The 18,687-nt window shown below is 69.7% G+C and carries 17 protein-coding genes; 7 read left to right on the plus strand and 10 right to left on the minus strand.

What is annotated here, in order from left to right; genetic code table 11:
* Positions 1 to 876, minus strand: coding sequence for an SDR family oxidoreductase (locus K8612_RS35690; protein ID WP_223740185.1), 876 nt, complete (start codon positions 874 to 876; stop codon positions 1 to 3).
* A gap of 146 nt (positions 877 to 1,022) precedes the next feature.
* Here K8612_RS35690 and K8612_RS35695 point away from each other — a divergent pair, with 146 nt between their 5' ends.
* Positions 1,023 to 1,484: a universal stress protein gene (locus K8612_RS35695; protein ID WP_223740186.1), complete on the plus strand. Its 462-nt coding sequence runs from the start codon at positions 1,023 to 1,025 to the stop codon at positions 1,482 to 1,484.
* A gap of 18 nt (positions 1,485 to 1,502) precedes the next feature.
* On the opposite strand, the gene K8612_RS35700 is transcribed toward K8612_RS35695, so the two are convergent.
* The 4 genes from K8612_RS35700 to K8612_RS35715 form a co-directional block, all read right to left on the minus strand.
* Positions 1,503 to 2,183: a Fe2+-dependent dioxygenase gene (locus tag K8612_RS35700; RefSeq protein WP_223765529.1), complete on the minus strand. Its 681-nt coding sequence runs from the start codon at positions 2,181 to 2,183 to the stop codon at positions 1,503 to 1,505.
* 39 nt (positions 2,184 to 2,222) lie between these two features.
* Complete coding sequence (locus K8612_RS35705; protein WP_223765530.1) at positions 2,223 to 4,499, minus strand: TonB-dependent siderophore receptor; 2,277 nt, start codon at positions 4,497 to 4,499, stop codon at positions 2,223 to 2,225.
* A gap of 299 nt (positions 4,500 to 4,798) precedes the next feature.
* Positions 4,799 to 6,097, minus strand: coding sequence for a PepSY domain-containing protein (locus K8612_RS35710; protein WP_223765531.1), 1,299 nt, complete (start codon positions 6,095 to 6,097; stop codon positions 4,799 to 4,801).
* 28 nt (positions 6,098 to 6,125) lie between these two features.
* Positions 6,126 to 6,842 (minus strand): TonB family protein, encoded by a 717-nt coding sequence (locus K8612_RS35715; RefSeq protein ID WP_223765532.1) that lies wholly within the window; start codon positions 6,840 to 6,842, stop codon positions 6,126 to 6,128.
* Positions 6,843 to 7,218: 376 nt separating this feature from the next.
* Between K8612_RS35715 and K8612_RS35720 the strand changes: the two genes are divergently transcribed.
* The 4 genes from K8612_RS35720 (at position 7,219) to K8612_RS35735 (ending at position 10,789) form a co-directional block, all read left to right on the plus strand.
* Complete coding sequence (locus K8612_RS35720; protein WP_223765533.1) at positions 7,219 to 7,698, plus strand: hypothetical protein; 480 nt, start codon at positions 7,219 to 7,221, stop codon at positions 7,696 to 7,698.
* Between the two features lie 155 nt (positions 7,699 to 7,853).
* Positions 7,854 to 8,015, plus strand: coding sequence for a hypothetical protein (locus K8612_RS35725; protein WP_223740192.1), 162 nt, complete (start codon positions 7,854 to 7,856; stop codon positions 8,013 to 8,015).
* A gap of 86 nt (positions 8,016 to 8,101) precedes the next feature.
* Entirely contained in the window at positions 8,102 to 10,159 is a 2,058-nt protein-coding gene (locus K8612_RS35730) for a cation:proton antiporter (RefSeq protein ID WP_223740193.1), read from the plus strand.
* An 84-nt stretch (positions 10,160 to 10,243) separates the two neighbouring features.
* Positions 10,244 to 10,789, plus strand: coding sequence for a hypothetical protein (locus K8612_RS35735; RefSeq protein ID WP_223740194.1), 546 nt, complete (start codon positions 10,244 to 10,246; stop codon positions 10,787 to 10,789).
* A gap of 30 nt (positions 10,790 to 10,819) precedes the next feature.
* On the opposite strand, the gene K8612_RS35740 is transcribed toward K8612_RS35735, so the two are convergent.
* On the minus strand, positions 10,820 to 11,467 hold the full coding sequence (locus tag K8612_RS35740) for an isochorismatase family cysteine hydrolase (protein WP_223765534.1): 648 nt from the start codon (positions 11,465 to 11,467) through the stop codon (positions 10,820 to 10,822).
* Between the two features lie 332 nt (positions 11,468 to 11,799).
* Here K8612_RS35740 and K8612_RS35745 point away from each other — a divergent pair, with 332 nt between their 5' ends.
* Entirely contained in the window at positions 11,800 to 12,156 is a 357-nt protein-coding gene (locus tag K8612_RS35745) for a phosphate-starvation-inducible PsiE family protein (protein WP_223765535.1), read from the plus strand.
* Positions 12,157 to 12,164: 8 nt separating this feature from the next.
* On the opposite strand, the gene K8612_RS35750 is transcribed toward K8612_RS35745, so the two are convergent.
* Genes K8612_RS35750 through K8612_RS35765 form a run of 4 tightly spaced genes read right to left on the minus strand, consistent with a single transcriptional unit; the run spans position 12,165 to position 17,747 of the window.
* Positions 12,165 to 14,678 carry a PQQ-dependent sugar dehydrogenase gene (locus K8612_RS35750; RefSeq protein WP_223765536.1) on the minus strand — a complete coding sequence of 838 codons (2,514 nt, stop codon included), beginning with the start codon at positions 14,676 to 14,678 and terminating at the stop codon, positions 12,165 to 12,167.
* Positions 14,679 to 14,688: 10 nt separating this feature from the next.
* Entirely contained in the window at positions 14,689 to 15,645 is a 957-nt protein-coding gene (locus K8612_RS35755) for a WD40 repeat domain-containing protein (protein ID WP_223765537.1), read from the minus strand.
* The gene (locus K8612_RS35760) at positions 15,645 to 16,340 is read right to left on the minus strand and encodes an immunity 52 family protein (RefSeq protein WP_223765538.1); all 696 of its coding nucleotides are present in this window, start codon (positions 16,338 to 16,340) and stop codon (positions 15,645 to 15,647) included. The genes K8612_RS35755 and K8612_RS35760 overlap by 1 nt, the downstream gene beginning before the upstream one ends.
* Before the next feature lie 15 nt (positions 16,341 to 16,355).
* Positions 16,356 to 17,747, minus strand: a complete 1,392-nt coding sequence (locus K8612_RS35765; RefSeq protein WP_223765539.1) for a Tox-REase-5 domain-containing protein — start codon at positions 17,745 to 17,747, stop codon at positions 16,356 to 16,358.
* Positions 17,748 to 17,901: 154 nt separating this feature from the next.
* Between K8612_RS35765 and K8612_RS35770 the strand changes: the two genes are divergently transcribed.
* Positions 17,902 to 18,486: an SRPBCC family protein gene (locus K8612_RS35770; RefSeq protein WP_223765540.1), complete on the plus strand. Its 585-nt coding sequence runs from the start codon at positions 17,902 to 17,904 to the stop codon at positions 18,484 to 18,486.
* Positions 18,487 to 18,687 lie beyond the last annotated feature (201 nt).

An 18,687-nucleotide genomic window follows, 5' to 3' on the forward strand; every position in this document is an offset into this window, starting at 1 on the left:
CTACGTGGCGGACGAAGGCTCTCCTCCGGCCAGCAGCACCGGCCGGGGGGGCGCATCCGGGCCGGTGGGCCCGGACGGGTTCAGGAGCAGCGTCCGCTTGAGGCCGCCCAGCGCCAGCCGCCCCAGGCCGCGCTTGAAGGAGCGCGGCAGGAAGCGCAGCAGCCGCATCACCCAGCGGTGCCCCAGGCCGGGGTACACCACCGCCTCGCCCCGCTCGAAGCCCGCCAGGGCCTCGCGGGCGCACTGGCGCAGGGACAGCTCGAAGAACGGCGACACCTCGCCCTCCAGGTGCGGCTCCAGCGCCAGCGGGCCGGGGGCCACGAAGGTGACGGGGATGCCCGCGTCCTTCAGCTCCAGGCGCAGGGACTCGCTGAAGCCGTCCAGGAAGCGCTGCGTGGCGGCGAACGTCACCGCGCCCGGGAGGAACAGGCGCGCCGCGCCCGAGCCCACCGTGAGGATGCCGCCCCGCCCGCGCTCCAGCATGGGGCGCAGCAGGCGGTGGGTGATCATGGCCGGCGCCAGCACGTTCGCCTGCACCAGCTCCTCGATGCGCCTCCAGCGCTCGTCCGCGTACAGCCCGCTGGAGGCGTAGTCCGCGTTGTTGATCAGCACGTCCACGCGGACGTAGTGGCGCTCCAGGTGTTCGAAGAGCGCGTCCACGGCGCGCGGGTCATCCATCCGGCACGCGCGGACCATCACCCCCAGGGTGGGGTTCTGGACGAGCAGCTCCTCCCTCAGGCTGCCCAGGTCGTCCACGTCGCGCGCGACGAGCACCAGGGTCCTGACCCGCGGGGAGAGGAGCCGGGCGAGCTCGCGGCCGATGCCGCCAGCAGCGCCGATGATGAGCACGGTACCGTTGTCGATGGGAGGGCGCATATGGGGGCAGGACCTCGGACAGGAAGGTGCCCATGCGCGGGGCACCCTGCGTGCCCGCCCCGCTGCTCGGTCCTCCCTGGATGCCCCCTTGCCCTGGCGGCGGGCGGGCATCTACCTTCCAGCGCTCCCGCAGCAGGAGGACACCCATGCCTGGCCCTTCACGCATCCTCGTGCCGGTGGACCTGAAGGACGGTTCCCGGTCCGTCGTGGACTACGCGCTGCAGCTCGCCCGCCCCTTCGGCGCGACGGTGGACGTGCTGCACGCCTGGGAGCCGCCGCAGTACGTGGCGCCGGACCTGCTGGTGGCCTCGCCCGGCTGGGACGCCACGTCGCTGGAGGCGATGGCGCGCGACACCGCGGGCAAGGAACTGGAGGCGCTCTTGCGCAAGGTGGACGGCAGCGCGCCGGTGGCGCTGTCCCACCGCGTGGTGATCGGCGAGGCGGGCAACGTGGTGCTGGAGGAGGCCGAGCGCGGGAAGTACGACCTCATCGTGATGGGCACGCACCAGCGCAAGGGGCTCACCCGCATGCTGCTGGGCAGCGTGGCGCAGAAGGTGGTGGGCCACGCCGCCTGCCCGGTGCTCACCCTGCACGTCAGCCCCGAATAGCGGCTCCGGCGTCCGCGGCTAGGGCTCCGCCCACTGGCGCAGGAGGTTGTGGTACACGCCCGTGAGCATCACCAGCGCGGGGCTCTTGGGCACCTCGCGGGTGAGCTGCATGATGGACGTGTCCATGTCGAAGAGCAGCGCGCGCCTCCCCGCGTCGCGGATCATGCTCTGGACCCAGAAGAACGACGCCAGCCGCACCCCGCGCGTCACCGGCGTGACGTGGTGCAGGCTGGTGGACGGGTAGACGACGAGGTCCCCCGCGGGCAGCTTCGCCGAGTGGTTGCCGTAGGTGTCCTCCACCACCAGCTCCCCGCCGTCGTAGCTGTCCGGCTCGCTGAGGAAGAGCGTGGCGGACACGTCCGTGCGCAGGCGCTGGTTCGTGCCCAGGATGGGCCGGATGGCATTGTCCACGTGCGAGCCGAAGTCCATCCCCTGCTCGTAGCGGTTGAACAGCGGCGGGAAGACGCGCTGGGGCAGCACGGCGGAGATGAACAGCGGGCTCTTCTCCAGGCCGGCCAGCACCAGGTCCCCCAGCTCCCGGGCCGCGGGGCTGCCTTCGGGGAGCTGGAGGTTCTTCTTCACCTGCGCGGACTGCCGGCCCGCGGTGGTCCGGCCATCCTCCCACGCCGCCTTGTCGAAGACGGCGCGGCAGTGGGCCACCTGCTCGGGCGTGAGGACCTGCGGGATGTGCACCATCATGATGGAGGTCCTCCTACGCCCGGCGGGTGACGCGCGCGACTAGAACCGCACGTGCGCGGAGAGCAGCGCCGAAACGCCGTCCGCCGGCACGGCCTGACCGCCGTAGTACGCGTCGTAGTAGAGCTTGTCGGTCAGGTTGTAGACGTTGAGCTGCAGGTCCACCTTCTTGATGGAGTACGACGCGAACGCGTCGAAGCGCCAGGAGTTGGGCACCTTGCTGAGCACGACCGTCGCGTTGGCCGGGTTGTTCACCGTGGCCACGTCCTGGTACGTGGCGCCGCCGCCCACGGACAGCGTGTCCAGGATGGCGTACGTGGTCCACAGCGAGAAGCTGCGCTTGGGCGTGTTCACCAGGCGCTGGCCCTCCAGGAAGTCATTGGAGTGCTCCCGGATGCTCGCGTCCAGGAACGTGTAGTTGGCGAACACGTTCCAGCGGCGCACCGGCGAGCCGGCGATGCCGAGCGCGTAGCCCTGCACCCGCTGCTTGCCCTCCAGCACCGTGGGCGGGCCGTCCGGATCCGAGTTGGGCACGCGCGCGTTCAGCTTGTTCGTGCGGAACAGGGCGGCGTTGACGCTCAGGCGCTCCTGGATGAGGTCGGACTTGGCGCCGATCTCGAAGGTCTCGTTCTTCTCCGGATCCAGCGTGACGGTGTCGTTGGCCAGCGTGGCCAGCTCCGCGCTCGGGTTCTGGGACGTGCCGTACATGCCGTAGACGCTGGTGTTCTCCGCCGGGTGGAGCACCAGGCCCACGCGCCAGTTGAACAGGCTGTTCTCCTGCTCGAAGGCCGCCACGTCACCCGTCGCGGCATGGGTCTCGTAGTCGCTGTGGAGGTTGTCCAGGCGCACGGTGCCCAGGACCTCCACGTACTTGCCCACCTGGATCTGATCCGACGCGTACGCGCCCAGGTTCCACTGGCGGCTGTAGTTGGTGGCGCCCGGGACGCGGTTCACGCCGGACAGGTCCGGGGTGGGGTCCGGATCGAACAGGTCCGCCGGCAGGTTTCCGCTGGCCGTGGTGAGGTTGACGCGGCCCAGCTCCCGCTGCTCGCGCGACACGTCCAGACCGAAGTTGGCGGTGTGCTTGAGGAAGCCCGTGTTGAACACGCCGCGCACGTCCAACTGGTCCGCGAAGTACATGTTCTCCATGGACGTCTCGAAGCGCTGACGGCCGATGGTGGTGGGGTTGGTGGCCGGCGTCAGGCCGCGCGGCGCGGTGGGCCGGGCGAAGCGGTCCACGCCGCCGTAGCGCAGCGTGTTCGTCAGGCGGAAGGTGTCGCCCAGGTCCGCCAGGAGGCGCGCCGTGCCGATGTGCACGTTCACGAGCTCCGCGTCGCTGTCCTTCACGCCGTAGAAGTTCCCACGGGGCACGTCCAGGGTGACGCTCACGGGGTAGCCGTTGAAGTACGGCTGGCCGTAGTCCGGCACGCTGTCCTCGTGCTGGTAGAAGTAGTCCACTTCCAGGGCGACCTTGTCCGCCAACTGGAAGCGCGCGGACGGCGCGATGCCCGCCCGGTTCTCCTTCACGACGTCACGGCCCGCGACGCCCGCCAACTGGCCCACGGCGCTCACGCGGAACTGGATGCCGTCGGAGAGCTCCTGGTTGACGTCCGCCTCGATGCGGCCGATTGGCGCCGTGCCGCCGGACAGGCGCAGGTCCGTGAAGGAGCCCTTGCGCGCCTTCTTCGTCACCAGGTTGATGGCGCCGCCCGTGGAGCCGCGGCCGAACAGCACCGACGACGGGCCGAAGTAGACCTCCACGCCCTCCAGGTTGAACGTGTCGCGGGTGAACCAGCCCAGGTCACGCACGCCGTCGCGCAGCGTGTCCGTCTGGGCGGAGAAGCCGCGCAGCGAGAAGGAGTCACCCTGGCGGCCACCCTCGCCCGCCGTCACCGTGATGCCGGACACGTTGCGCAGGGCATCGCGCAGCGTCGTCGCCTGCTGCTCCTCCATCACGCGCTCGGGGACCACCGTGATGGTCTGCGGCGTGTCCACCAGCGGCCGGGGCAGGCGCGTCAGGCTGGGCTCCGTGACGTTGTACTTCTGCGTCTCGCCTTCCACGGACACTTCCGGCAGCACGTACGCGTCGTCCGCGCCGGCCTCCTCCGCCGTCGCGTCCGCCGTGGGCGCGGACTCCGGGGTGCGCTCGGGGGCCGGGGCCTCCTGGCCCACGGGGGCGGGCTCCACCGGCCGGGACTCCTGCACCGGCGCCGCCGCCTCACCCGTCACCGGCGTCTCCTGCGCCACGGCGCCACCCGCCGCCAGGGCGGAGGCGAGGCCTACGGCCGCGGGCCCCCAGGGCCAGAGCGCGCCACGCACGCCGCCAGGGTTGCCATGCGTGGAGCGGATACCAGTACGACCGGGCTTTGCTGTGGACACGAATCCCCTCGGGAGGAAGCACTGCCTAGATGAGAATGATTCTCATATGCAGGACCCCGTTGCTCGATACAAGAAATTTCTTCCCGTCGACACAACAAGGAGCAAAGGCAGACAAATGGCCCTGCACTGCTTTGCATCAGACGGACGAATGCCACATGCCGCCGGGTGAAGACGACGAAGCCCGGATCCGCGCTCGCGGTCCGGGCCTCGGGGATGCGTGGACTTGCCGAGCCGCGGCTTCAGGCGGCGTTCGTCTTCGACTCCGCGGGCGGCGCCACCGGGCTCTCGGGGGCCACGGGCTGCGTCTTGCGGCGCGGGACGAAGCGGCGCCAGGAGAGCGCGTAGCCGGTGTAGACGAGGAACACCGCACCGAAGGACGCGAGCGCCGCGATGAGCTGGCCCATCCACCCCAGCGCCTCGCCGGTGTGCAGGAAGCGCAGCCAGGTGCGCAGCTTCCGGCCGCTGTTGAAGTCCGCGTACGTCTCCGTCTTCAGGGACTGGGCCGTGTACGGATCCAGCGACACCGTGTTGGTGGCGAAGAGCGGCCAGCGCTCCTGCTCGCGGACGGTGAAGACGCTGGCCTGCGGGCCCTTCGGACCGCCGCGCCCCTCCGCGCGCCCTTCTCCACGCGGGCCACCCTCGCCTCGCGGAGCACCTTCGGGACGGCCACCGGGGCCTCCGGCGCCCTGGGGCGTGGCCAGGCGCAGGGTGATGGCCTCCCAGGCGTTGGACTGCTTCATCACGGCCGCGAACTGCGCATCCAGCGGCTGGGGCTGCGTCCCCGGCGCGGGCGTGGGCACGGCCACGGGCGCCGAGGCGGTGGGCCCCTGCGCCGCGGGTGGCTCGTTGCCGGTGAGCGTGAAGACCAGGTTCGACGCCCACTTGTAGGAGATCACCGCGCCGGACGCGGTCAGCACCACCAGCACGGGCAGCGCCCAGAAGCCGATGACGTTGTGCCAGTTGAAGTCGCGCGCCTTGCCCTTGAGCCCGGGGCGGAACCACAGGATGGGCCGCAGGGCGCGCGGGTTCCATTTGCGCGGCCACCACAGGAAGATGCCGGTGAGGCCCAGGAACAGGAACGCCAGGTTGGCCACGCCGGTGACGGCCTTGCCCACGGCGCGGCTGTCACCCGACGCCGCGAGCCAGCGGTGCAGCTCCTCCATCGTGTGGAAGAACGAGCGCCAGCCCCGCGCGCCCTGCTCGCGCACCTCGCCGGTGTAGGGGTGGACGTAGACGGCGGCGCCGCGGCCCAGGGCCACCGTCACCATGCTGTCCGGCTCCGAGGACACCGTCACGCCGGAGGGCGGCACGGCGGGCTTCGCCTCCTTCACCTTCGCGATCATCTGCTCCAGCGTCAGGCGCGCGGCCCCCTCCGCGGGAGGCGCAGCGTGGCGGGCGTCACGGTCCGCCCAGTCGACGATCTGCGACTCGAACGCGATCGCCGCGCCCGTGAACGACATGACCGCGACCACGAGCCCCACGACGAGGCCGCAGACCAGGTGGATCCAGAAGAGAATCGAGCGGAGCTTGGGGTTCATGAAGGCTTCTACGGGACCGCGAAAGGGACTACCTCAGGGCGAACTTCACCGGGATGACGACCTTCACGCGCACCGGCGCGCCGTCGTGCCCCAGGGCGGGCGAGAAGCGCCAGCCCGCCACGGACTCGAGCGCGGCCTCGTCCAGCCCCGGCACCGAGCGATGGATGCGCGGCGAGCCCGGCTCCACCGCGCCGTTCGTTCCAATGACCACCATCACCATCACCACGCCGGTGATTCCGTCCTCGCGCGCGCGGCGCGGATACTCCGGCTTGCCGGACAGCAGCACCGGCAGCTTCATCACGTCGCGCGGCGTGTAGATGGGCGGCGCGGTGCCCTGCCCGCCGACCTTGCCGCCCACGACTCCGCCCACCACGCCCCCGACGACGCCGCCCACCGCGCCGTCCGGCACGCCCGGACCCGCGGGCGCCTGCGACGCGACCGCGGCCACCTCCGTCGCGGCCGGGGTCTCCACCTGCTCCACCACCGGCTCCGGCTCCTTCACCGGCTCCGGGACCTTCGCGGGCACCACCAGCTCCTGCCGCTTCGGGCGAGGCTTCTGCACCACCGGCTTCACCGGCTCCGCGGCCGCCTTCTTCAGCGCGCCGCCACCCAACGGCGGCGGAGGCGGCGCGTAGGCCATCAGCACCAGAACCGGCTCCGCCTTCTTGATTTCGGGCACGGGGCGGCCCGGCATCATCAACCCCACCGCCACCGCCAGCACGTGCGCCACGGTCGCGGTCAGCAACGCCCCGCTCCAGCGCCCCCATCCCCCCTCCGCCGCAGCCGTGGCGGACTGGAAGAGTCCCGCCGGGCTCCGCACCGGATCCGCACGGACCGTCACAGCCTGCGGCAGTGTCGGGGCAGCACCCAATCCGTCGTCGAAGTTGAGAATGGTTCGCATTTTCGGTTGCCGAAAGGGGATATCCCCGATGGGGTGGCAACGTCAATCTGGCGCGATGCTGAAATCGTCCCGGGACGCCATCACCTGACGTTTTCGTCGCCAAGGGCGCGATTTTCCGAGGTGCGTCCGCACCCTGCTGCGTATAAAGGCCATCCGCCGACCTGTTTTCTGTCGTTGCCCGACTGTCGCATCGGGTGCGACACGCTTAGCCCCCCCATCCATGACGCCGGTCCCTTCCCACACCGGGCGTGAAGCCCCCCGCGAGGCCAGGTTCGCCCTGGCGGCGGTCGTGTGCGCGGCGGTGCTGGCCTGGTTCCTGGGGATGGTGGGGCTGCCGTCCGCGCCCCGTCACGGCGCCCCCCCGGAGGCCGCGGCGTCACGGACGCATGCGCTGTCGCGCGCGCCTTCCACCCCGAAGCTGGGGTGGGAGGAGGCGGGGCTGCTGCATGGCTCGCACGTGGCCGCGCCACGGACGGGCACGCGCGATCAGGTGGACGGCGATGGCACCGGCCTCCGCCCCTCGACGCCGTTCACGCCCCGGCTGGACACGCTGCGCGCGATCCTCGCGCGCCATGACGCGCGGATGCTGGCGCGGGCCGAGGGCCTGCTTGCCCGGGCGCTCCCCTCCCGGCTCACGCCGCTGGCGGACCGTCCCCGGACGGTGAACTGCCCGGCGCAGGGCCCGCCCGTTTGGGGCTGAGCGGTTCTTCCGCGTCCCGCTTCCCCTGTTCACGGGAGCGCGCCCGTCTCCGCCCTGGTGTGACCCCTGGGGCTCGGGCGGGCAGGCCCTTCCCACGACACGAACCTTCCAACACGCGGTGCGCCCTTCGCGGCCGCGCGAGGCCCTTTTTCCCCATGTCTTCCTCCCCTTCCCCCGAACCCACCCCCTCCTCCCCGCCGCAGGCCCAGCAGGGCGGCGCCACCCACGATCAGTGGCAGGGCGCGCGCCTGTTGTGGAGCGGACTGCTGTGCCTGCTCATCATCGCCGGGGCCATTGCCCTCGAGCGATGCGGTTGAGTCCGCCCTAACTTCCTGAGGATCCGGCCCCGCGCAGCGCGGGCGGGGCCGGTCATCGAGAGCCCATCACCTCCAGAGGCGCCCCCATGCACGACGCCCACGCGTTCCTCCAAGCCCTCGCCACCGTCCTATGTGTCGCGGCGGTCACCACGGTCCTCTTCCAGCGCCTGCGCCAGCCGGTGGTGCTGGGCTACATCCTCGCGGGCTTCATCATCGGGCCGCACGTCCCCATCCCATTGGTGGCGGACCCTGGCATCGTGCAGACGCTGTCGGAGCTGGGCGTCATCCTGCTGATGTTCTCCCTGGGGCTGGAGTTCAGCCTGCGGCGGCTGTTCCAGGTGGGGCCCACCGCGGGGCTCACCGCCGTCATCCAGTGCAGCGTGATGGTGTGGCTGGGCTTCATCATCGGCCGCGCCTTCGGCTGGACGATGCTGGAGAGCCTGTTCACCGGCTGCTGCATCGCCATCTCCAGCACCACCATCATCGCCAAGGCGTTCGACGAGCAGAACATCCGGGGCGCGCTGCGCGGCATCGTGGTGGGCATCCTCATCGTGGAGGACCTCATCGGCATCCTGCTGATGGCCATGCTCACGGCGGTGTCCAGCGGCACCGGCCTGTCCGCCGGGGACCTGGCGTACACCGTGGGCCGGCTGGCCGCGTTCCTCGTGGGCCTGGTCGCCATTGGCCTGTTCGTCGTGCCCCGGTTGATGCGCTACATCACGAAGCTCCAGCGGCCGGAGACGACGCTCGTCACCAGCGTGGGCATCTGCTTCGCGGGCGCGCTGCTGGCGCAGACGTTCGGCTACTCGGTGGCGCTGGGTGCGTTCCTCGCGGGCTCGCTGGTGGCGGAGTCCGGCGAGGGCAAGGAGATCGAGCACCTGGTGCAGCCGGTGCGCGACCTGTTCGGCGCGGTGTTCTTCGTGTCGGTGGGCATGCTGATCGACCCGGCGCTCATCCGCGAGCACTGGCTGGCCATCGCGGTGCTCACCGGCGTGGTCATCGGGGGGAAGATCCTCAGCGTGTCGCTGGGCGCGTTCTTCACGGGCAACGGCACGCGCACGTCCGTGCAGGCGGGCCTGAGCCTGTCCCAGATTGGCGAGTTCTCCTTCATCATCGCGGGCCTGGGCCTGTCCCTGAAGGCGACGGGCACGTTCCTCTACCCGGTGGCGGTGGCCGTGTCCGCCATCACCACGCTGACGACGCCGTGGCTCATCCGCGCGTCGGGGCCCATCGCCAACTGGGTGGACCGCAAGCTGCCGGCGCCGCTCCAGACGTTCGCGTCGCTGTACGGGAGCTGGGTGGAGAACCTGCGCACGTCGCCGCGCCAGAAGACGGTGGGCGCGCGCGTGCGGCGCATGGGGCTCCTGATGCTGCTGGACGCGGCGTTCATCACCATCATCGTCATCGGCACGTCGGTGCTGCTGCCCCAGGTGACGGAGTTCATCGACGAGCGCATGGGCTGGGGCAAGACGCTGACGCCGTGGATCGTCATCGGCCTGTCCACGGCGCTGGCCCTGCCCTTCTGCGTGGGCATCGTGCGCATGGGGCGGCGGCTGGGCGTGGTGCTCGCGGAGGGCGCGCTCCCGGCCGCGGCCAACGGCAAGGTGGACCTGGCGGCGGCGCCCCGGCGGGTGCTGGTGGTGGCGCTCCAGTTGGCCAGCGTCTTCATGGTGGGTGTGCCGGTGCTGGCCATCACCCAGCCGTTCCTGCCCGGCGTGCCCGGCGCGGTGATCCTGCTGGTGTCCCTGGGGGTGATGGGCTTCGCCTTCTGGAAGAGCGCCACGAACCTGCAGGGCCACATGCGCGCGGGCGCGCAGGTCATCGTGGAGGCGCTCGCGGCCCAGTCCCACGCCAAGGGCGACGAGGACGAGCCGTCACCGGACGTGCTGCACGGCGTGCGTCAGATGCTGCCCGGCATCGGCGAACCGGAGTCGGTGGCGCTCGGCGAGTCCAGCGCGGCGGTGGGCCGGACGCTGGCGGAGCTCAACCTGCGCGGGATGACGGGGGCCACGGTGCTGGCCATCCGGCGGGGCGACGCGGGCGTGCTGGTGCCCACCGCGCAGGAGGTGCTGCGCGCGGGTGACATCCTCGCGCTCGCGGGGACGCACGAGGCCATCGACGCGGCGAAGGACGTGCTCGGCTGACGCGGGGCACCGGACGCAATGGGGGACGCGGCCGTCCGTAGCAAGGGCATGCCGCTCCCCTTCCGCCTTCCGGAGGTCTCCGCCATGCGTCGCCCGCTCCTGCCCACCCTGCTGCTCGCCTGCACGCTGGCCGTTCCCGCCCTGGCGGCGGAGCCGGCGAAGAAGCCGGCCAAGGCCCCCGCCAAGGCCATCTGCGTCAACGTCAAGGACGGGAGCAAGGCGGTCCAGGGGACGAACCTGGTCATCGAGCCCGGGGAGAAGATCAAGGACGCGGTCGCCGTGGACGGCGACGTCATCGTGAAGAAGGGCGCGGTGGTGGACAACGACGTGGCCGCCATCCGGGGCCGCGTCATCCTGGAGCCCGGCGCGAAGGTGAAGGGCGACGTGGTGTCCATTGGCGGCGAAGTGCGGGTGTCCGCGGGCGCGCACGTCGACGGGAACGCGACGGCGCTGGGCGGCAAGCTCCAGGTGGGCAGGAAGGAGGACGTGGGCGGGGAGCAGACCTCCTTGTCCCTGGTCTTCAACGGCGACGAGCTGGTGAAGGAGTTCATCGGCAAGGCGCTCGACGAGGACGCGGGCAAGTGCCACATCCTCGACGACGACGATGACGACGGCGACAAGGACGTCTGAGCCGTCCTCCCGCGTGTCAGGGGGCCCCCGTCACTTCCATTCTGGCGGGGGCTTGCGCGTGGCGCGGCGGCGCGAGCGGGGTTGCAGGTGCACCTCGTCCCCCCGGCACACGCGCACGCGCAGGAAGCGCTGGAGCTGATCCAGGGCCAGGTCGTGGTCCTTGTCGCTCTCGGCGCAGCAGCAGTCGCTGAGCACGGTGATCTTGTATTCGTGCATGTGCGCGTCGTGGGCGCTGAAGAAGACGCACAGGTTGGTGGCGATGCCCGCGAGCAGCAGCTTCTTCGTGCCCAGGTGCTCCAGGAGGGGCACCAGCGACGTGGCGAAGAAGGCCGAGTGCTTGGGCTTGAGGATGAAGTAGTCGTCCGGCCGGGGCTTGAGCGCGCGGGCGACCCGCTGGCCCCGGCTGTCCCGCCGGGTGCAGTGCTTGTAGACGTCCGTGAAGTTGCTGCGCCACAAGTCGAAGTTGTCGTTGACGTAGATGACCGGGACGCCCGCCGTGCGCATCCTCTGCGCGAAGGGGCCCAGGCGCTCCACCATGCGCAGCGCCCAGGGCAGGACGTTCTCCCCGCCGGGGAACTCCAGGTCGTTGATGACGTCGATGATGAGCAGCGCGGTGTCATGCCGCCGCTCGTGCGGCGTGCGCGTCTGCTTCCGGACCGCCTGGCGCGGCTTCGCCACGTCCACCTCCTCGTGGCGGAAGACTAATCATCGGCGGGCGGGAGGCGGAGCCCCTGGGTGGCACTGTTCGTTTTGACGAATTGCCAACCCCGCGCTCGACGCCCAGTTTCGATCCAGGGGGAAGCACGCACGACACCGCCCGCGGCCACGACCTCGGCCCGTCGTCCGCGGCATGCCCTTGCTTCCCAGGTGGCGTGGGAGCAGGCGCCCGGGCTCTACGGCGCGGGAGGAGGGCTTGTGAGCACTGAGAGCACGCCCTCCCCCGAGGAGGGGCTGAACCGGGTCATCAAGAAGTTCGAGCGCTTCGTCGTCGTCTCGATCGTCGTGATGATATGATGGGGGTCATCGCGCTCTCCACGCTTGAGCTGGCGTGGATCATCGCCAAGGACATCGTCACGCCGCCCATCCTCCTTCTGGAAGTGGATGAGCTGCTGGAGATCTTCGGTTTCGTCCTCCTCATCCTGATTGGCGTGGAGTTGCTGGAGACCATCAAGGCGTACCTGCGAGACAACGTCGTTCACGTTGAGATCGTCCTGGAGGTCGCGCTGATCGCCATCGCCCGGAAGGTCATCGTGCTCGACCTGTCGAAGTACGATGGCGTCAGCGTGCTCGCCATGGCGGCGCTCATCATCGCGCTCGCGGGGGCCTTCTCCCTGAGGGTGCTGCGCCGCCGCTCCCGCCGCCGTTGAGAGACCTTCTATCGCCGGGTGCGGCGGGGCCTCCACACGAGTCCCGCGAGCAGCCACCAGGCCAGGACACCCGGAAGCGCGGCGGCGCCGGCGCTGCAACCGCCGTAATCGTCCTCCAGGAGCACGGGCACCGTGCCGCCGTCCTGAACGGGCCCCGCGTCCGCGCCACTTCCCCCGTCCGGCCTGGCTCCGGCATCCGGCTGGGAGCCCGCGTCCACGGCACTGCCCGCGTCCGCCTGGGTGCCAGCGTCAGGGATTGATGACGCCTGGACCCGGACCTGGAACGTCTGGACCGCATCCGGCGATTGTCCATTGCTGGCGCGCACGGAGACGGTCGCGGTCGCTTCGGTCGCGGGCGTCCAGGACAGACGCCCACTCACAGGGTCCAACGTCATGCCTTGCGGCCCCTGCACCAGCGTCAGCGACGGCGCGGGCTTCCCGATCGCCGTGACCGTGTACGCATAGGGCTTTCCCACGGTCGCCTGCGTCACGGGCGCGGAGGTGATGGCAGGCGCGCCGGCCACGTCCCTGGCGATGACGGTGACCACCCGCGAGGTGAGGCCCGGCGAGGACACCGTCAGCAAGGCCACGTCGTCCTCGCTGTCCGTGTCGCGCACGGTCGCCACGGTGACCGTCTTCGTGGACGTGCCGTCCTCGGGCGTGAAGGTCAGGGAGGCGCCGCCGGTGACCGTCACGTCCGTGCTCCCCGACGTGCGGGCCACGGTGACCGTCACGGAGGAGGTCGGCACGTAGGTCAGGCCGACGGTGAAGGTTCCGCCCATCCCCTCATCCAGGTCGAACGAGGTGGTGGAGAGCTTGAGCGCCTGGACTTCATCCTCCTCGGTGCGCGCGTGGATCTCCACGCCGGGCACGCCCTCCGGGAAACCCTGGTCCATGGTGACGAAGAACGTGGCGTGATCGACCTGCGAGTCCGCGTCCTGGTCCGCGCTCAGGGTGATGAACTGCGGGACGCTCCAGTTGGTCGCGTTGAACAGGACCGGCTGCCCGGCGCTCACCCGGATGTCCGAGTCCTCTTCACGCCGCTCGAGCGCCACGTACGTCGGGGCCGTGGGAGGCATGGCCAGGGAGACCGTGAGCGTCTTCGACCCTCCTTCGGGGATGACCAGGTCCTGGGTGGAGACGATCACGCCCTGGCCCACGGGCAGCGGCGTGACGCGGTAGATCGTGTTGCCGAAGGACAGCACATACAGCGCGCCGTCCGGCCCCACCGCGACGTCGGTGAACGACTCCCAGTCGGAGTAGTTCACCACCAGGTCCACCTTGTTCACGGAGCCGTCCGTTCCCAGGTCGACCCGGAACACGCTCCCGTCGAAGTCCGCGAAGAAGTAATCGCCCTCGTAGTCGGAAGGAAAGCGAGTGCCGGCGTAGAACGCGCCTCCGACCACGGCATCCCCCATCGGGTCTGTCTTCAGCCCACCGCCGCCGCTCACCGCATCCGGGCCGGGCTGCGCCACGGTGAAGGACAAGGGTGTGGGAAAGCCCGTGATGAAGCCAACGCCGTTGAAGCTGGGGTCCCGCACATCGCGCAGATGCACCTTCTTGCCCTTGCGCAGAGAGGAGACCGGATAGGTGCCGTCCACGGTGAAGGTCGCGACGCCGTTCTTGCGCACGGCACCTGTCGACGTGAAGGTGAACTCCTCCCACTGGCCTGGCGTGTACGCGACCAGCGGCGACAGGAAGCCGGCGGGCTGGTTGTTCTCGTACTGCCACCAGCCCGCATGGTCGCCCCGGCCCACGCTGAAGATCTGCTCGGCGGCCTCGCCAGCGACGTTGGCCCAGAGCTTCCCGGTCGCAGGCTGGAAGCGGATCCGGAAGGGATTGCGGAAGCCCCGCGCCCAGATGAGGTCGTTGTTCGGCCCCCAGTCGTCGTAGAACGGGTTGTCCGTGGGGATGGTCCCGTCCTTGTTGACGCGAAGGATCTTCGACGCCATCTGGCTCAGGTCATCATTGCCACCCTCGGACGAGCCCAGGTCCCCTACCCCAAAATACAAGCGGCCATCTGGACCGAAGGCCAGCCCTCCGCCGTTGTGGCTCGAGCCCGAGGGGATGTTGTCGACGATGACGGTCCGCTCGACACCGACGCCCGCCGAGTCCCTGAACCGGAGGATCTGCGTGATGAACCGGGTGACACCTCCCACGTCGACGTTCGGCTGGTTCGCGAACACGTAGACGTAGCGGTTGGTCGCGAAGGCCGGATCGAAGACCAGGCTCTGAAGACCCTGCTCACCCCCCGTCGCCACCGCTTCATCGATGAACGGCGTGGGCAGGAGCGCCCCGTTCTGGATGACCCGGACCTTGCCGCCCTTGAGCACCACGAAGAGGCGGTTGGAGCCGTCCGGTGCCCAGGTCAGCCCGGACGCTTCCTGGAGCGCGTCCGCCTCGATGAACTTCGAGACCTCGACGCCATAGGCGCCCGAAGGCGGAGGAGGAATGCGGGTCTGGGCTTGGGCGGTGAAGGCCGCAAGGAAGGCCAGAACAAACAAGGACGGGACTGGGCGCATGGCAGACACGCTACCATCCATTCCTCACGCCCCAGATGCCCACCTTGCCGTCATCCAGGCCCCAGCTCACGAAGCGCCCGTCGGGCGAGAAGTTCGCGGTGCTGCCCTGCTGGTCATCCAGATCGGAGTACGCGAAGACGTGCTGCCCGTCGCGGACGTCGATGATCACGAACGCGCTCGTGTCGGGGCTGGCCGCCAGCAGGGAACCCGCGGGGTTGAACTCCAGGTGGATGGCCAGCGATGCGGGGGCCCTGAGGCTCCGGACGATCTCCAGGGCGGGCAGCGTCAGGAACAAGAGCTCCCCCGAGGAGGTCGCGGCGACCAGGTGCTCACCGGACGGCGTGAAGGCCACGGCCCAGGTCCGCCGTGCGTCGAAGGCGCGGGTCGTGACGCGCCTGCCAGTCCGCGCGTCCCAGAGGCGCAGGGACGCATGGGTGTCGGCGTCTTGAAGTTCTTCGCCGGCCCCCGCCGCGGCGAAAGCGCCATCCGGAGAGAGCGCGCAGCCGTGGAACTGCCAGGGATCCTCCTTCCGCCAGACGAGCCAGCGCCGCTCCAGGTCCCAGAGCATCACACGGCCCACGCTCGCCACGAGCAGCAGGCGCGTGCCATCCGCGGACAGGGATGCGTGGGAGACGGAGCCGCCCGTCTCTACGGAGGACAGCAACTGGCCGTCAGCCACGGACCATGTCTGCAGGGTGCCACGCACGGTCACCGACAACAGCCGCTGGGCGTCAGGCAGGAACCACGCGGCGATACAGCCGGGGACGGACCTCGCGAAGGACGGCTGATGGGTCTGCGCATGCAGGTCCCACCAGCGCAGCGAGACGCCCCCCTGCTTCTGGACGGACAGCAGATAGCGCGACGACGCATCCCACCCCAGCCACTGCCACCGCGAGCACTGCGACAGCTCCGGCTCCCCCAGCGTGCGCAGCAGGGACAGGTGTTTCGCGGTGTCAGGGGTCAGCATCAAGGCGCTCCAAGCGGCTCCAGCAGCCCGGCCCGTTGCAACTGAACCCTCACCTCTTCCGCGAGCGCGACATGCTCCGGCCTGCTCAGCGTGAATCGCTCCGGGGTCAGGATGACGAGGGTGCCCCGGTCCTGCACGGGCTCCACTCGAACCAGGTCGGGAAGCGGCGGCACAGGACCGCGGTCCCGGGAGAAGTACGTCATCCAACCGATGAACGTGCCAACGTCGCCGGCCTCGGACACCGCGTCCCGATGCTCGTCGGAAATGACGACACCCCACTCCGGCTCCCAGACCATCACCATCGCCTTGAGCACCTGGGATGCGCTCCGCTCGGAAAGGAGCCCTCGTGCGGCGGGAGTCCAAACGCAGAGGTCCACCGCGTCCGGCACCGGAGAGCCACAGGAGAAGTTGATGACACTGCTGTCGTCAGCGCTCCCGTTCCATGCGGAGAAGGAGAGCTCGCCTTCGCCCGGCTGGTACTTCGTCTTCGCGAACAACTGCTGAAGTGAAAGGGCATCCGGGCTGAACCGGCTCTGGAGCGCAGCCTCCCGGGAACGGGCCTGTTCGTACCAGGTCGCGAGGCTCGGGTCCGTGGAAGCCAATCGCTGGAATAAGGCCTCGGCCCGCCGGGCATAGGTCTCCAGCGGCTCGGGCCTTCCGGGCCAGTACACCCCTGCGTAGTAGGTTTCGGTCATCGGCCGTGAAGACGTTCAGCGCGGAGGAGTGAAGTGGACGGGAATCCGTCCCAGACCGTTTCTCTTGAAGAGCGCTCGTACGTAGTCCGCGACCTTGCGCTCCGCGAAGTGCCATTCCAGGGGAACTCCACGGGCGACCCGCTGCTGCCGTTTGGCTTGCCGGACCATGTCCGTGAATCCCTCGAACCACCCGCCCTGCTCCACGGCCAGCTCGAGGAACTTCTCATAGCCCGGCCCTTTGGCCTCCAGCAACACGCCATGGGTGAACCCATCGAACTTGACGCTGTCGACGTCGTAGACCTGTCCCTCCGGGGCGTTGGTGATCTGGGACTGATACTTCCGGGCCGCATCCTCCATGTGCTCGGTCGCGGGCCGCCACTTCCCCGGTCCTCCGGATGAAGAAGCCCCACCGCCTGGGGCATTCGACTTCAACAGGATGACGGCCGCCCCGGGCACTCCGCCCAAGACCGTCGTCGCACGCCCGACGGGGACCGAGACGAGTTCCAGCACCAGCGCCCCCTCCGCGGACAATGAGAGCATCGGAGCCGTGGCCTCCGCGCCCACGGCCAGTCCCCTCAGCGAGCGCGTCGTGGCGGAGGCCGTTCCCCATAGCGCGACGACATTCGTGGTCAGGCGTGCGGTCTCGCGGATCTGCTCGCCACGCGTCATGTACTGGAAGCGCTCCCAATATGCGGGCGAGTTCGTGATGAGGGCTACGAGTCCCTCCGGCAGGTGTCGCAGCCCAGCGATGCTGTCCGCCGGACGCGACAGCAGTTGCCCCACCGCGTGGTACAGCTCAACGAAGGCGTCCTCGGCGCCGTCCAGTGAGCGGTTGATGACGTCAGCGTCGTCGTAAACTTCGGCGAGAGGCCTCGGGTCCGCGGCACGCAACTGCGCATCCACCTGACGGAAGACTCCGCCACGTCCGCTGTAGAAGCGGCCCAGTTCGAAGTTCCCCGCACGGAAGGCTCCATCCCTCCACTTCACCTCCGAAACCTTTTGCTGCGTGCGGCCATCCAGCGCCCAGGCGAGATAGCCGTCTGGCCGAAGCACCGCCACCTGCTCGCGGGCGAAGCGTTCCACCCGTTGCTCCAGTTGCTCACGCGACACGTCGCCGTCCGCCAGCACCTCGCGCATCAGGAAGCCCGCGACCATGCGTGGAGGGAACGACCCCAACGTCACGGGCGTCTCCGTCAGCCGTTCGAGCACTCCCACCGCGTCCTCGGGTGTGAATGGATTGCGGCGAGGGGGCAGCTCGTCCTCATCCTGCAACCCGGCATGGAACAGCACCTCCTCGAACGCGTCCGGCTGGAGAAACCGCGTGCTTCCTCTCCCGGAGGCAGCTTCCACACCCGCACAGCCACTGCAGACCAGAGCCGCGAATACCGCCAGGACAGCGAAGCGCATGAGCGCACTCTAGAGCGCCGGTCCAATGGGGGCCCGCGCTCCCCGCTCCGCACACCGCGTCACGGTGGGCCGCGCGCTGGGGGGCTTGAGCCGGACTGAACGGGCGGCCTATGACGCGGCCTCCCCGCCCAGGGGAACCCTTTCGAGGACCTTCATGTTCAAGAAGATTGCCATTGGCGCCGTCGCAGGGCTCGCGCTGTTCGCCGGCTTCGTCGCCACGCGCCCCGATACCTTCACCGTCACGCGCTCCGCCACCGTGCCGGGCTCGCCCGACATCGCGTTCGGCCTGGTCAATGACTTCCACCAGTGGAACCAGTGGTCTCCCTGGGAGGGCCTCGACCCGGACATGAAGCGGACCTTTGGCGGCGCGGAGTCGGGCGTGGGCGCCACCTATGCGTGGACCGGCAACGACGACGTGGGCCAGGGCCAGATGACCATTGAAGAGGCCTCGGTCAACGCGTCCATCCGCGTGAAGCTGGAGTTCATCAAGCCCTTCGCCTCCACCAGCATCACCACCTTCGCGTTCAAGCCCGCTGACACTGGCACCACCGTCAACTGGACCATGACCGGCGACCACAACTTCATCAGCAAGGCGATGTGCCTGTTCATGGACATGGACCAGGTCGTGGGCAAGGACTTCGAGAAGGGCCTCGCCAGCCTGAAGACCGCCGCCCAGGCCGAGGCCACGAAGCGCGCGGAGGCCGAAGCCAAGGCCGCCGTCGCCGCGCCCACACCGTAGTCCCCAAAAGAAGGGGCGGCCCGTGACTCCGGCCTCCCCTCCCCTCCCCTCACCTCAAGCCCTCACCCTGGAGCGGGTCTTGAAATTGAGCGAGCAGGCATGGTGGAGCAAGCGGGGGGAGTCCTTCGAGAGCGCCGGCAACGCCTGCACTCGGCAATCGGTTGCGCTGCGCCAGCCGAGTTCGAACGGGCAGCGGCATGG

This window comes from Corallococcus sp. AS-1-6 (assembly GCF_020037015.1).
GTDB lineage: Bacteria > Myxococcota > Myxococcia > Myxococcales > Myxococcaceae > Corallococcus.

Bases quoted from the DNA above. Each gene is read 5' to 3' on its own strand.
- K8612_RS35690 (WP_223740185.1), bottom strand. From the start codon at position 876: ATGCGCCCTCCCATCGACAACGGTACCGTGCTCATCATCGGCGCTGCT.
- K8612_RS35695 (WP_223740186.1), top strand. From the start codon at position 1,023: ATGCCTGGCCCTTCACGCATCCTCGTGCCGGTGGACCTGAAGGACGGT.
- K8612_RS35700 (WP_223765529.1), bottom strand. From the start codon at position 2,183: ATGATGGTGCACATCCCGCAGGTCCTCACGCCCGAGCAGGTGGCCCAC.
- K8612_RS35710 (WP_223765531.1), bottom strand. From the start codon at position 6,097: ATGAACCCCAAGCTCCGCTCGATTCTCTTCTGGATCCACCTGGTCTGC.
- K8612_RS35720 (WP_223765533.1), top strand. From the start codon at position 7,219: ATGACGCCGGTCCCTTCCCACACCGGGCGTGAAGCCCCCCGCGAGGCC.
- K8612_RS35725 (WP_223740192.1), top strand. From the start codon at position 7,854: ATGTCTTCCTCCCCTTCCCCCGAACCCACCCCCTCCTCCCCGCCGCAG.
- K8612_RS35730 (WP_223740193.1), top strand. From the start codon at position 8,102: ATGCACGACGCCCACGCGTTCCTCCAAGCCCTCGCCACCGTCCTATGT.
- K8612_RS35735 (WP_223740194.1), top strand. From the start codon at position 10,244: ATGCGTCGCCCGCTCCTGCCCACCCTGCTGCTCGCCTGCACGCTGGCC.
- K8612_RS35745 (WP_223765535.1), top strand. From the start codon at position 11,800: ATGATGGGGGTCATCGCGCTCTCCACGCTTGAGCTGGCGTGGATCATC.
- K8612_RS35750 (WP_223765536.1), bottom strand. From the start codon at position 14,678: ATGCGCCCAGTCCCGTCCTTGTTTGTTCTGGCCTTCCTTGCGGCCTTC.
- K8612_RS35755 (WP_223765537.1), bottom strand. From the start codon at position 15,645: ATGCTGACCCCTGACACCGCGAAACACCTGTCCCTGCTGCGCACGCTG.
- K8612_RS35760 (WP_223765538.1), bottom strand. From the start codon at position 16,340: ATGACCGAAACCTACTACGCAGGGGTGTACTGGCCCGGAAGGCCCGAG.
- K8612_RS35765 (WP_223765539.1), bottom strand. From the start codon at position 17,747: ATGCGCTTCGCTGTCCTGGCGGTATTCGCGGCTCTGGTCTGCAGTGGC.
- K8612_RS35770 (WP_223765540.1), top strand. From the start codon at position 17,902: ATGTTCAAGAAGATTGCCATTGGCGCCGTCGCAGGGCTCGCGCTGTTC.